A 12,849-nucleotide genomic window follows, 5' to 3' on the forward strand; every position below is an offset into this window, starting at 1 on the left:
GCATAAAGTGGCAATTTATCAAGCTTTGGTGAGTCCAAAGTAGAGTGGCTCGATTAGGCAATTTGCGGATAAAGTGGATTGTGATTATCGCAGTAAATGGGCTCTGCGCAATCCAAGGTGTAAAACGGGTCTAAATCCTCCGGAGGGGGTTAGCCTGAATTAGTGGACACCCGATTTAGGGGGATGTGAATCCTGCTTAAAGGATGTCACTGATGTCAGAGCAGAAGAAACAACGACGGAAGTTCACCGAGGAGTACAAGCGCGAGGCCGCGGGCCTGGTCATTGATACGGGCCGATCGATTGCCGTGGTGCCGGCGAGCCATACGGAGCGTTGGATGAGGACGAGTGTGCCGAGCTGAAGCGGTTGCGCCGGGAGGTCTTCGAGCTGCGCGAAGACAATCAATTTTTGGGAAAAGCGGCCTCCTTCTTCGCATCGAAGCACCACCGTCCGAACGGTTCGAATTGATGCGCGCGGAGAAGGGAAACTTCTCAATCAAGCGCATGGCCAGGCTGTTGAACGTCTCGACCTCCGGGTACTACACCTGGTGTGAGCGCCAAGCACAAGGGCCGAGCCCGCGGGCGGCGGCACAGCGCGAACGCGATGAGAAAATCGCCGAGGTCTTCACCGATTCCTACTGGACCTACGATGCACCGAGGGTGGCCGCGCAGCTGGGTCGCGAGGGTGTGAGCGTGGATCGCAAGACCGTGGCTGCCTCGATGCTGCGGCAAGGTATCGAAGGGATCAGCCCACGGAGGTTCACCCCCGTGACCACGATCCAAGGCGTTGACACGTACCACCTGCCGGATCGGGTGCACCGTCAATGGGACCAGGGCGCCTTGGACATGAATCGCACCGGGTTTAATAGAGGCAAGGAAATTGGAAAAGGAACACTTCTCTCTTGCCGATCAAATACACCGACGAACTCAAGACCCGCGCCGTTGACCTAGTGATCCACGCGCAGGCCGACCCCAGCACCGCGAACGGCGCGATCCGACGCGTCGCCAAAGAACTAGGGCTGAGCAGTGAAACTCTGCGCACCTGGGTACGGAATCACAAGAACAGCGGCGCAACAACACCGGCCCAGTCCATCGACTTGGAAGCCGAGAATAAACGCCTGCGGGCCGAACTGGCCGAGACCAAACGAGCCAACGAAATCCTGAAGAAAGCAGCGACTTTCTTCGCGGCGGAGCTCGACCGCCCTTCAAAATAATTGTTGATTTCATCGATCAGCACAAAGACGAGCTCGGGGTCGAGCCGATCATCCGCGCGTTGCAAGGAACCCGCGCGCAGATCGCCGTGAACTCGTACTATTCGGCCAAGAAACGACGCCCTTCGGCCCGCAGCGTTCGGGACGATCAATTACTTCCCAAACTTCGTGACGTATACGAGGAGAACTTTTCCTGCTACGGGGTGCGGAAAATGTGGCATGCAATGAACGTCAAGCATGCCGATCAGTTCGGGGCCATTGCTCGGTGCACCGTGGAACGATTAATGAAAATCGCTGGTATTGACGGGGTGCGGCGCAAACGGAAGAAGTCGAGAACGCGTTCCGCGGATCCAGAGTCATGCCCGGTGGATCTGGTGGACCGCCAGTTCACCGCGGCAGCCCCCCAATCGGCTGTGGGTTGCTGATATAACGTACGTTCCGACCCAGGTCGGGTGGGTTTATGCCATGTTTATCCTTGATGTGTTCAGCCGCGAAATCGTGGGCTGGCAAGTCACTAATCACATGCGTGAATCATTAGCCAGGGATGCTTTGATGATGGCCCTAGCCCGGAAATACAGGGATGGCGAGGACGTGACCGGTCTCGTTCACCACAGCGACCGCGGCGTGCAATTCCGGTCTATTAGGTACGGGCAGGCCTTGGCCGAGTCCAAGGTCGTTGCTTCGGTGGGTTCCAGGGGTGATTCGTTTGACAATGCCATGGCCGAGGCGCTGAATTCGGTCTATAAGGCGGAGCTGATCGATCGGAAGCAATGGTCTGGGCAGGTTGAGGTTATGGCTGAGACTTCCAGGTGGGTTGGCTGGTACAACTCCGAGCGGCTGCATTCGGCGCTAGGGTATAGGTCGCCGGCACAAGTCCATCAACAGTGGTCCGAACAGAATTACACGGCCGTGGAAGCCGCGTAGGAAAACAAGATAAGGAACCTCTACTAAACTCGGGGCTTGACACTACTAAACTCGGGGCTTGACAGTCATCGGTTGGTCGATGAACAACCATATGCGCACCAGCCTGTGTACCTCGGCGCTCGCGATGGCCCGTGACCACGGGTATCTCCATGCTGAGGGTGCCGTCTTCAATTCCGATCGAGGCAGTCAATACACCTCATCCGAGTTCCAGACGTGGTGCGCGGGCAATCAAATCACCCAGTCCATGGGAAAGGTCGGGGTGTGTTGGGACAACGCCGTGGCGGAGAACTTCTTCTCGCATTTGAAGACCGAGTTCTACTACCACCAGTGGTACGCGACCCGTCTAGCCGCTCGGACCGGTGTCATGGACTATATCGAGTCTTGGTGCAACCGGCAACGGCCCAATGCCACGGCTGGATACAAGACCCCGGTCGCGGCTCTGGCCGCGTATTGTACCCGCGACCAGCACCAGCTGGCCGCGTAACCCTCGACGAATCAATCAGGAAACTGTCTCAAAAACTTGACGGGCGCAGAATCCCGCTCGTCGTCGGTGAGGGTGAGAACGGCTTTAGGTCGTTCACGACGTGCCATACTCCATTCTACATTTAGAAATAAGATTTCACGTACAGAAAACTAGTTTATCCATCCATAAATTGCAGGTAACACCAATGTCAACTTTCATCCGGGCCTGGATGGACCTTATCCTGCACTACCTTTACTAATTTCGCCAACTCTAAGCTCTGGTTATAATCAACGGAATCACCGAACTCATCTTCCCAGAATCTCGATAGTTCGATAACAGCATCGCTTTCCCTAAACTTCGCACAAACGGACAGTACCTTAAGCGCTAATTGATCATACTCGTCTTCCGGAACATCCTCCATGGGCGCAGGAAGACGAATGGAGTCCAACTCACGCTTAATTAGGCGAAGAACCGACTTATAATTATCTCGCAATCTAACGCCTTCCTATTTTTTGCATCTTTTTCCAAATTTTAGATGATCTGTATGCCGTGACAACATTGCGCGATTTATTGAGAACTACGTTCCCTTTTCGCCCAAAGTATAGAGTCGCGTGATACTGAGGCTTCAATGCTACTGGGTGATTAATTGTATTTCTGATTATTCTCGGAGGAACTCCGCGAGACACAATTTGATTCAGCCCATGTCTGGTGAACCCGTTTACAGATCGAACCCGAGTTGCTGTTCGAGCTACATTCGCCGCGCGGTAGATTCCACTTATCCGAGAAACAATACCAACGCCTGCCCGAATTGCTAGTCCCCCAGGGACAAGCGCTAGCCCAATCCCAAGTCCCACTTGAAACCACGGATTTCGCCATACTCGTTTCGCCGTGCCCCATGCCTTCTTCCAACTCCACAACCCAGTAATGTCATTCATCCCCACCGGGTCCTGCGGATACGCATACGACGTCGTATTCCCACCCTCAACCGGATCCCGACTCAAAAACAACCCAGTAACAGGGTTATAGAGCCTGGCACCCATCAAAATCAGGCCACTACCATCCACCGCCCGCTCATCAACACCATGCCACCCATAAGACGTCGCACCAGTACCCACCGGCTCAGACAACGGATTCCCATACTCGTCATACTGTCAAGCCCCGAGTTTAGTAGAGGTTCCTTATCTTGTTTTCCTACGCGGCTTCCACGGCCGTGTAATTCTGTTCGGACCACTGTTGATGGACTTGTGCCGGCGACCTATACCCTAGCGCCGAATGCAGCCGCTCGGAGTTGTACCAGCCAACCCACCTGGAAGTCTCAGCCATAACCTCAACCTGCCCAGACCATTGCTTCCGATCGATCAGCTCCGCCTTATAGACCGAATTCAGCGCCTCGGCCATGGCATTGTCAAACGAATCACCCCTGGAACCCACCGAAGCAACGACCTTGGACTCGGCCAAGGCCTGCCCGTACCTAATAGACCGGAATTGCACGCCGCGGTCGCTGTGGTGAACGAGACCGGTCACGTCCTCGCCATCCCTGTATTTCCGGGCTAGGGCCATCATCAAAGCATCCCTGGCTAATGATTCACGCATGTGATTAGTGACTTGCCAGCCCACGATTTCGCGGCTGAACACATCAAGGATAAACATGGCATAAACCCACCCGACCTGGGTCGGAACGTACGTTATATCAGCAACCCACAGCCGATTGGGGGGCTGCCGCGGTGAACTGGCGGTCCACCAGATCCACCGGGCATGACTCTGGATCCGCGGAACGCGTTCTCGACTTCTTCCGTTTGCGCCGCACCCCGTCAATACCAGCGATTTTCATTAATCGTTCCACGGTGCACCGAGCAATGGCCCCGAACTGATCGGCATGCTTGACGTTCATTGCATGCCACATTTTCCGCACCCCGTAGCAGGAAAAGTTCTCCTCGTATACGTCACGAAGTTTGGGAAGTAATTGATCGTCCCGAACGCTGCGGGCCGAAGGGCGTCGTTTCTTGGCCGAATAGTACGAGTTCACGGCGATCTGCGCGCGGGTTCCTTGCAACGCGCGGATGATCGGCTCGACCCCGAGCTCGTCTTTGTGCTGATCGATGAAATCAACAATTATTTTGAAGGGCGGTCGAGCTCCGCCGCGAAGAAAGTCGCTGCTTTCTTCAGGATTTCGTTGGCTCGTTTGGTCTCGGCCAGTTCGGCCCGCAGGCGTTTATTCTCGGCTTCCAAGTCGATGGACTGGGCCGGTGTTGTTGCGCCGCTGTTCTTGTGATTCCGTACCCAGGTGCGCAGAGTTTCACTGCTCAGCCCTAGTTCTTTGGCGACGCGTCGGATCGCGCCGTTCGCGGTGCTGGGGTCGGCCTGCGCGTGGATCACTAGGTCAACGGCGCGGGTCTTGAGTTCGTCGGTGTATTTGATCGGCAAGAGAGAAGTGTTCCTTTTCCAATTTCCTTGCCTCTATTAAACCCGGTGCGATTCAGAGCACCACTGAATACGATGCCTTCGGTAACGTTTCCAAGACGGTTTCGCCAGTGTCGACCTCGACCTACAAGTATGGTGCCCTGTCAGGAGACGGGACCGCGGAGTACCAAGGTGTCGTCACCACGATGACAGTCTCAAACCACGGCGGCACCGGAACGGGAACTTACAAGGCGTCCTATGACGGTGACGGCAACGTCCTGACTCAGACGATCCCTGGTGGATTCACCCAGAAAATGGACTACGACGAATCCGGCAAGCAGGTTCGGTTGGCGTATGACGGACCGTTGAAGGCCGAGGACGGGACTACGTCGAACGGGACCTGGATCGCTTGGGAGCTGAACCGTGACACCACGGGACGGATCGTTGGCGAAACCACACCGGAAGGTGACGTCCCGGCCGGAACATCGACTGCAGGGGACCGCGGTGCAGCCTATGACCGCACGTTCACGTATGACCGTGCCGGTCGCCTCACCGAAGTGCAGGATATGACGGCGTTGCCGGGCGAAACTTTGAATACCGATCCTGGTGAGGGGGCGGTGACTCCGGTGACGGTGCGTAAGTATGCGTTTGATAAGAATGGGAACAGTGCCTCACTGACTACTACAGTGAATGGTACTCAGGCCGCGCAGCGGGCATGGATGTATGATGCGGCTGATCGTGTGGGTGTTGGTGCGGGGTATGTGTATGACGGGTTGGGGCGTCAGACGATGGTTCCTGCGGTGGATGCGCCGGCGGCTGCTGGTGGGGTGAAGGCCGGGGTTGGTGGGGTGTCGGTGAAGTATTTCGCTGATGATGCGGTGGCGTCGATTACTCGTAATGGGACGACCACGACGATTGGCCGAGATCCTGCAGGACGACGGTTAACCCTTGCTTCTGCGGGTACGAATCCGGTGGGGACCGAGACGAAGCATTATGTGGATGGTTCGGATAATCCGGGGTGGACGAGCCGGGTTCAAGGAACGCAGACCGTCACTACTAGGTATGAGTCGACGATCGGTGGCGATCTTGCGTTGGTGATTACCGGCAGTACGGTGGAGTTGGCGTTGGGTAATCCGCATGGTGATGTGGTGGCTACGGTTCCGTTGACGGGTACGGGTGCGGGTCAGGGTATTTCTGGGTGGGCGCAGTATGACGAGTATGGGAATCCGTTGTCTGAGCCGGTGGGTACTGGTGCGACGTCTTATGGGTGGCATGGTGTTGATGAGCGGGCGGTGGATGGTAGTGGCCTGATTTTGATGGGTGCTCGCTTGTATAACCCTGTTACTGGGTTGTTTACGAGTCGGGATCCGGTTGAGGGTGGGAATACGACGTCGTATGCGTATCCGCAGGACCCGGTGGGAATGAGTGACACGACAGGACTGTTCGCGTGGGTTCCGTGGGCTGCACGCGGCGCCTGGATGGCCTGTAAGCGATGGTGTGCACCAGCAGGTAAGGCTATTAGCAAGTCGGGCAAGTCTGCCTGGAAATCGACAAAGCAGTGGGGGAAGTCATCCTGGAAGTCGACCAAGAAATGGGCCAATTCCTCTTGGAAGCACACCAGGCAGTGGGGAAAGAAGAAATGGAACGCCAGTAAGAAGTGGGCCTTTGAAAATAAGTATCTGGGGAAGAAATCTTATCTGTTTGGAAATTCTGGCCATGGAAGACGTGGAGTGTTGAACAACGGAGATAATAGAAACAATCCTCGTCGAGCAATTGGTTGGAGTAACTATTATGATAGATCGACAGGTCGAGCTTATCACCAGTTTAGATACAAAAATTCCAAGGGTAAGCACTATGATATTTTTAGGATTAGGTACAAATAATGCAATTGAGTGATCTAATGAGTCACTATCGTGATGATGAAATGATAGACTTGAGTTATGGGGCTGGAGGTGTTTATCTAATCAATAATACGGTACTTCTCACTCTTGAGCTCTCGGGCGATGGTGAGTTGATGAGTTATGAAGTTGACACTGGAGCGGGGCACGTGATCTATGCTTCGGATTTGGCACCTGTTAATGACTTAGCCTTCCTGGATGGAATACTGGCCTATTCCTTTTCTCGGCGCGATGAGGTGGTGCAATGGTGGAAGTCAAATGAAGAACGTGACATAGCTGTACTTGACAAGGTTAGGGGATTTCTCGGTTGGCAGGTATCGAAAATCGATCGTTCTAGATTTCCGGAAATTTGGCTGGTCTTTGACCGTGCTACGAAGCGGAGGCCGGTCGGGGTTGATTGGACTGAAGTTGCTGGGGTGGGTAGAATGTCCAGGTATTATAGGTTGGCCTATTCGGATAGTTTAGTTCTTCAGGGAAAATTCTTTGCTGGGTTCATAAGTGCGTCGCAAGGGATATGGGATGAGCATCCTTAACTACGCGCTAGGGAATTTCGTGTACCAAACCGCTCGTGAGGCCGGTGAGCGTGGCAACTCTTGGCGACTGCCAGTAAGGATGAAATCAGAATAAAGGTGCCGCGGTGCTCGCCTTGTGGCAGGTTCTTATTTCAGCAATCAGTGAGGTATTCTCTACTTCTGTGTGGTGTCTCGCTGAAGCGTTGGCAAGTGGATCTATCTTGCGGCTGGAGCGGGCTATTGCGCTTGTCGAGATGGTGCGATGTTGAAAATCGTTGAATTTCATTTGGTTGATTAAATGGGTCAACTCTTGGTGTAGGGCGCATAGCGCTACGCAAGTTATAGACAGGTCGCCCGCTCTGGGCCAGCTCAAGATCGTTCGCGACATGTATGTCTGGCCAAAAGAATCTTCCGGCATCGCTGATGTCGTGCAGCTGGAATTTCCTCGGTTCAATTGAGTGAGTCCATAGTTTCTGACTGCTTGGTATTGTCTATATGGAACGTAGCGATCCGTCGTCTGGGTAGAGACTGAAAGTCCCCTTGCAGCATGTACTTCAGTAGTCGACACCGGCTTATTGAAAAAACGCAAGCCAACAATGGTTTACCCGGAGCTTGCTACGACGTTACAATGTCGGGTTCGGGCCACGTTACTTCCACAGTTCGGTAATGGCGGTGCCATTTTGATCCAGTAGCTTGCGCAGCACCGCGACATCTAGTCCCACAACATTTTGGTAGTTGCCTTCAATCGAGTGAATGAAGGCCGAAGCGAGGCCGTCAATGGTGAAAGCCCCCGCGCAGGGCAGCGGTTCACCGCTGGCCACGTAGGCCTCGATCTCGGCCGGGGAGACCGTGGCAAAGTGCACGATCGTTGAGGAGACCTCTCCACGGGCTTCCTGCGGGTTGCTAACGTCGATCAACCAGTGCCCCGAGTGCAGGATGCCGGTGGCGCCCGAGAGCTGATGCCAGCGTTCACGTGCGACCGCCGTGGTGTGCGGTTTGCCGTAAGCCATCCCATTGAGCTCAAATACCGAATCGCATCCGAGCACCAGGGTTCCGGCCGGATGCTCGTGGGACGCAACATTCTCGGCCTTTGCTCGAGCGAGTAGCAGCGCGGTTTGTGCGGGGCTTTGTGACCCGTGCGTTGCTTCTGCCTCGGCCAGTACTAGGTCTTCGTCCACACTCGATACCTGTGTGCCGAAGTCTAAGCCGGCCTCGGAGAGGATCTTCTTCCGGCCCCAGGAGGCCGAGGCCAAAAGCAATCGCGGTGCAGTAGTCATGGCCCTAGACTCCCACGTTGGTCCGATCCTGACCAAGTTCATCCGGCGCATCGTCGGCATCCGTTGGCTGCGGGAGATTGCGTTCGAGCTTGGCGCCTTCCACATCGACATCGGGCAGGATCTTGGCCAGCCAGCGCGGCAGGTACCAAGCCTTGTCACCGAGCAGATGCATGAGTGCTGGAATCAGCGTCATGCGCACCACGAACGCGTCGAAGAGCACGCCGAAGGCCAACGCGAAGCCCAGCGGGCGGATCATCGACAGGTGGGAGAAGATGAAGCCGGCGAAGACTGAGATCATAATCAGCGCCGCGGCGGTGACCACCGGGGCTGCCATGACGAAGCCGGATCGGACCGCATCGCGGGAGGGCTCCCCATGGGCGTAGCGTTCACGCATGGCCGAGACCAGGAAGACCTGATAGTCCATGGCCAGCCCGAAGAGGATGCCGGTGAGCAAGATCGGCAGGAAGCTAAGCAGCGGGCCAGGGACCGCCACATCGAATACCGGGGCAAACCAGCCCCACTGGTAGACCATGACGCTCGCGCCGAAGGCCGCGGCCAGCGACAGCAGGAAGCCGCCGGTAGCCATCAGCGGCACGACGATCGACCGGAAGACCAAGAGCAGGAGAACCAGGGACAGTCCCACCACGATCGCGAGGTACGGGGGTAGCGCCTCGGTGACCTTCTGCGACACGTCGATCTGGGCGGCGACCTGTCCGGTCACCGCGATCTGCGTGGCCTCGGTGGCCCCGACGATCTGATCGGCATCGGCGCGCAATTGATGAACGAGGGCCTCGGTTCCCGCCGAGGCCGGCCCGTCGGCGGGTAGGACCTGAATGGCCGCCAGCGCACGATCGTCGGTCAGCGTTACCGGGATGGCGGTAATCACTCCGTCGTAGTCGCGCAGACGTTCGGCGACGTCTAGCGCGGCGGAGTCGGCCTGCCGCTGGTCGAGACCGGCTGGCAGATCGGCCAGAACCAATAGTGGGCCGTTGTATCCGGCGCCGAACTTGTCGCTGGTCTGCTGGTAGGCCTGGAAAGCCTGTGAGTCGACCGGCTCGGCACTACCATCGGGCAGGGCGGTGCGCATCTGTGCGCCGGGAAGGGCGATGGCGCCCAATGCGGCGATGACCACTAGGATGGCGGGAATTGCCACCTTCGTTACGATCCGTCCCCAGCGTGAGGCAAAGGGGTCACGGATGATCGGGTTCGCCGCCCGGGCCCGGGCTCGTTTGGAGACCAAGCGTGGGCCAGCTATGGCCAGCAGGGCCGGAAGCAGGGTGACGGCCAGCAGGACGGCCACGAACACGGTGAAGGCCGCCGACAGTCCAAGTACGGTCAGGAACGGTAGCCCGGGTACGGCCAAGGCCGCGAGCGCGATGATGACCGTCAGGCCCGCAAAGACCACCGCGTTGCCGCTGGTGCCCACGGCACGGGCGATGGACTCGCCGACCTCCATGCCGGTCAGCAGCTGGCTACGATGCCGATGAATGATGAACAACGCATAGTCGATCCCCACGGCGAGCCCTAGCATCATGGCCAGTGCCGGGGTAATCGAGGCCATATCGACCAGCGATGAGAACGCCAGTGTGGTGCCCACACCCGCGCCGACGCCCAGGATTGCTAAGAGCAGGGGCAAGCCGGCCGCGACAAGTGTGCCCAGCATCGCGAGCAACACCACGGCCGCGACAATAACGCCAATGATCTCTGCCGCGCCGAAGACGGAGGAGAGGTCCTGCAAGATCTCCTTGGAGAAGAGCACCTCGACTCCGGTGGCCTGAGCCGTGGCGGCGGTGGCAGTGATCGCTTCGCGATCGGCGGCCGTCAGCGCGTCGGTCTGGCCCTTGAAGCTGACTTGGGCCACGGCGGTGGTGCCGTCCTCGGAGACAAAGCGCATACCCTCGCTGGCTCCGACCTGCCGCGAGGCGAATTCCAGCTCGGCGCGTCCGGACTCTAGGTCCTTGGCTCCCTGCTCCAGATCCTTTTCAGCCTGGGCGAGTTCGGACTTCTTCTCGCTGAGCTGTTGCTCTCCCTCACGTAGCTCGCGTTCGGCCGCGTCGAGTTTAGCCTTGCCGGCTTCGAACTCTGCCTTCTTGGCCGTCAGCTGCTGCTGACCGGCCTGCAACTTAGCTCGTGAATCCTCCAGCTGACTGGAGGCGGCGTCCAGGTTGGCCCTGTTCGTGTCGATTTCCTGCTTCGCGGCATCCAGTTTAGCCTTCGCGGATTTCAGCGTCGCTGCGGCCTTGTCCAGCTCGCCACGTTTGGATTCCAGCTGATCGCGCCCGTCGCTGAGCTTCTCCTCAGCCTTCTGCAGTTCGGTGCGTGAGGCGTCCAGGGCGGCCAACCCGTCTTCTCCAGCCTTGATTTGCGCCAGGGCCTCGGTGAGCTGGGTGCGACCGGCGAGCGCCTGAGACTGCTGCTCCTTGAGCTGGTTTAGCGCCTGATCCAATGTGGAAATGGTGGCTTCGAGTTTGGCAATCGCCTCGGCATCCTCGGAACCTTCCAGCGCGGCGAGCTGATCTGCGGCGGCTTGTCGTTGCGCCGTGAGCTTCTCTTGCTGATCCGCCAGTTCGGTCAGTCCCTGCTCAACCTGATCCAGTTGAGCCTGTGCATCTGACTTGCCTTGCACTAGCTCGGCACGGAACTCCTTGCGGCTCTTGTCCCCGAGTAGCTGTGCTTCACCCTGCTCGTACTGCTTGTGGCCTTCCTTGAGTTGCGCAGCAGCCTTCTCGAGGTCGGCTTCACCGGCGGCGAACTGCTTGCGCCCGGCATCGTATTTCGCTTTGCCCTCACGGTACTCGGCGAGGCCATCGGCGTACTGGCGCTCACCGTCGGTGAGCTTACTGCGGCCCTCGGCGAGACGGAATTCTCCGCGGCGTAGCTGGTCCCAGCCATCGGCTAGTTCGCGTTCGGCCGCGGCAAGTTGCGGTGCACCCGCTTCGAGTTGTTTGCGCCCGTCAAAGAGTTTGGTCCAACCCTCGGTGATTTTATTCTGCGCGTCCTCTAGCTGTTTTTTCCCGTCGGCAACCTGCAGCTTGCCGTCATCGAGTTTGCGCTGTCCGTCCTCGAGTTCACGTTGCGCCTTGCTGAGTTCGGGGGTGGCTCGGTCCAGCTCGCGTTGTAGTTCGAAGGGGCTTTTGACGTCCACGACTTCGGGATGCAACTTCAGCTGCTCGAGGCTGTCGTTGATCGCCTCGCGTTGGGTGGCCGAGAGGGCCTTATTGCTACTCTCGCGGAAAACGATCGAACCGGAGCCGCCTGCCAAATCGGGCAGTTCGGCCTTCAGCCGGTCCATGGTGCGCTGCGTTTCGGTGCCCGGCAACGAGAAGGTATTGGATAGCTGCCCCATAAAGAGGCTGGCGCAGACGCCGATGGCGATAAATGCGGCCAACCACATGGCCAGCATGCGGTAACGGTGACGGTGCGCCCAAGAGGCGAGACGATAGAGCAGCGTAGCCATAGCCTAGTTCTCCTCGGCGCTGGAATTGGTGGTTTGAAGGGTGGCGAAACCATCGCCGAGTTCAGTCATGGCTTCATTCAGCAGTTCATGAAGCAAAGCAACATGTCGCGCCGAGGGAGCGAAACTCGGAGTGGAAATCGCATCCCCCTCGGCCACCAGACGGTCGATCCATTCATCGAAGGCGGCCTGACCGGCGCCGAGCACGGCATGGGCGAAGACGCGGACCACGAAGTCGCTGGCCTGCGGGTGGCGTGCTGCAACCTCGGAGATGACCGCGGTGGCCGATTGCTGCCAGGCGGCTTCCGAGACGGTGAGTAGACCGTCGTCGGCGTGTTTGGCATAGACGGCAATTTGCGCCACCGGGGCCAGTAGCTCGGTAACGGCAGGAGCCTTCATCGCCCAGGCGACCGACTTGATCAGCGGTTGATCGGTTGGGGCGCCATTGAGCGAATCGACCAGGCCATTGAGCAGGCTCTGAAGTGGTTCGCAGAGGACCGCATCGACGCTGGGGAAATAGTTGAACAAGGTGCGCCGTGAGATGCCCGCCTTTTCGGCGATGCCGGTGGCGGTGAGGCCTCCATTGTCGGATTGCCGCAGGATCTCTAGGGCGGCGGTGACGATGGCCTGCCGGGTGGCCTGCTTGTTCAGGGTGCGCCGATTCTCGGCTACGGAAGAAGTCACAAAATTACACTACGTGCAACTTTGCACGA

At 57.7% G+C, this 12,849-nt stretch carries 13 protein-coding genes, 2 pseudogenes and 2 other annotated features; of the genes and pseudogenes, 7 read left to right on the forward strand and 8 right to left on the reverse strand.

Annotation, left to right across the window (positions count from 1 at the left end):
- Positions 1 to 212: 212 nt before the first annotated feature.
- The 5 genes and pseudogenes from ACJD00_RS04080 to ACJD00_RS04100 form a co-directional block, all read left to right on the forward strand.
- A pseudogene (locus ACJD00_RS04080) lies at positions 213 to 843 on the forward strand (IS3 family transposase); the annotation flags it as partial.
- A 56-nt stretch (positions 844 to 899) separates the two neighbouring features.
- Complete coding sequence (locus ACJD00_RS04085; RefSeq protein ID WP_418908600.1) at positions 900 to 1,211, forward strand: transposase; 312 nt, start codon at positions 900 to 902, stop codon at positions 1,209 to 1,211.
- Positions 1,169 to 1,300 (forward strand) — a sequence feature (AL1L pseudoknot). It overlaps the preceding gene by 43 nt.
- Positions 1,298 to 1,633, forward strand: a complete 336-nt coding sequence (locus tag ACJD00_RS04090) for an IS3 family transposase (RefSeq protein ID WP_418909299.1) — start codon at positions 1,298 to 1,300, stop codon at positions 1,631 to 1,633. Its footprint overlaps the feature before it by 3 nt.
- On the forward strand, positions 1,620 to 2,132 hold the full coding sequence (locus tag ACJD00_RS04095) for an IS3 family transposase (RefSeq protein ID WP_418909300.1): 513 nt from the start codon (positions 1,620 to 1,622) through the stop codon (positions 2,130 to 2,132). The genes ACJD00_RS04090 and ACJD00_RS04095 overlap by 14 nt, the downstream gene beginning before the upstream one ends.
- 58 nt (positions 2,133 to 2,190) lie before the next feature.
- Complete coding sequence (locus ACJD00_RS04100; protein WP_418908601.1) at positions 2,191 to 2,616, forward strand: DDE-type integrase/transposase/recombinase; 426 nt, start codon at positions 2,191 to 2,193, stop codon at positions 2,614 to 2,616.
- Between the two features lie 187 nt (positions 2,617 to 2,803).
- On the opposite strand, the gene ACJD00_RS04105 is transcribed toward ACJD00_RS04100, so the two are convergent.
- From ACJD00_RS04105 to ACJD00_RS04125, 5 genes and pseudogenes are all read right to left on the reverse strand, one after another.
- Positions 2,804 to 3,016: a hypothetical protein gene (locus ACJD00_RS04105; RefSeq protein ID WP_418908602.1), complete on the reverse strand. Its 213-nt coding sequence runs from the start codon at positions 3,014 to 3,016 to the stop codon at positions 2,804 to 2,806.
- 73 nt (positions 3,017 to 3,089) lie between these two features.
- A pseudogene (locus ACJD00_RS04110) lies at positions 3,090 to 3,731 on the reverse strand (RHS repeat-associated core domain-containing protein); the annotation flags it as partial.
- Between the two features lie 55 nt (positions 3,732 to 3,786).
- Positions 3,787 to 4,362, reverse strand: coding sequence for an IS3 family transposase (locus ACJD00_RS04115; RefSeq protein WP_418909301.1), 576 nt, complete (start codon positions 4,360 to 4,362; stop codon positions 3,787 to 3,789).
- A complete protein-coding gene (locus tag ACJD00_RS04120; protein WP_418909299.1) occupies positions 4,286 to 4,621 on the reverse strand; it encodes an IS3 family transposase in 336 nt (111 codons plus the stop codon). Before ACJD00_RS04120 ends, ACJD00_RS04115 begins: the two co-directional genes overlap by 77 nt.
- Positions 4,619 to 4,750, reverse strand: a sequence feature (AL1L pseudoknot). It overlaps the preceding gene by 3 nt.
- Positions 4,708 to 5,019: a transposase gene (locus tag ACJD00_RS04125; protein WP_418908600.1), complete on the reverse strand. Its 312-nt coding sequence runs from the start codon at positions 5,017 to 5,019 to the stop codon at positions 4,708 to 4,710. Its footprint overlaps the feature before it by 43 nt.
- Positions 5,020 to 5,126: 107 nt before the next feature.
- On the opposite strand from ACJD00_RS04125, the gene ACJD00_RS04130 reads away from it, so the two are divergent.
- Positions 5,127 to 6,878: an RHS repeat-associated core domain-containing protein gene (locus tag ACJD00_RS04130; RefSeq protein ID WP_418908603.1), complete on the forward strand. Its 1,752-nt coding sequence runs from the start codon at positions 5,127 to 5,129 to the stop codon at positions 6,876 to 6,878.
- 17 nt (positions 6,879 to 6,895) lie between these two features.
- Entirely contained in the window at positions 6,896 to 7,426 is a 531-nt protein-coding gene (locus tag ACJD00_RS04135; RefSeq protein WP_418908604.1) for a hypothetical protein, read from the forward strand.
- A gap of 626 nt (positions 7,427 to 8,052) precedes the next feature.
- On the opposite strand, the gene ACJD00_RS04140 is transcribed toward ACJD00_RS04135, so the two are convergent.
- From ACJD00_RS04140 to ACJD00_RS04150, 3 genes are read right to left on the reverse strand one after another with little or no spacing between them, the layout of a single operon-like run.
- Complete coding sequence (locus ACJD00_RS04140) at positions 8,053 to 8,682, reverse strand: Maf family protein (RefSeq protein WP_418908605.1); 630 nt, start codon at positions 8,680 to 8,682, stop codon at positions 8,053 to 8,055.
- A 4-nt stretch (positions 8,683 to 8,686) separates the two neighbouring features.
- On the reverse strand, positions 8,687 to 12,139 hold the full coding sequence (locus ACJD00_RS04145) for an MMPL family transporter (protein WP_418908606.1): 3,453 nt from the start codon (positions 12,137 to 12,139) through the stop codon (positions 8,687 to 8,689).
- A gap of 3 nt (positions 12,140 to 12,142) precedes the next feature.
- Positions 12,143 to 12,820, reverse strand: a complete 678-nt coding sequence (locus ACJD00_RS04150; RefSeq protein WP_418908607.1) for a TetR family transcriptional regulator — start codon at positions 12,818 to 12,820, stop codon at positions 12,143 to 12,145.
- Between the last annotated feature and the right edge of the window lie 29 nt (positions 12,821 to 12,849).

Source organism: Glutamicibacter endophyticus (assembly GCF_048457885.1).
Classification (GTDB): domain Bacteria; phylum Actinomycetota; class Actinomycetes; order Actinomycetales; family Micrococcaceae; genus Glutamicibacter; species Glutamicibacter endophyticus.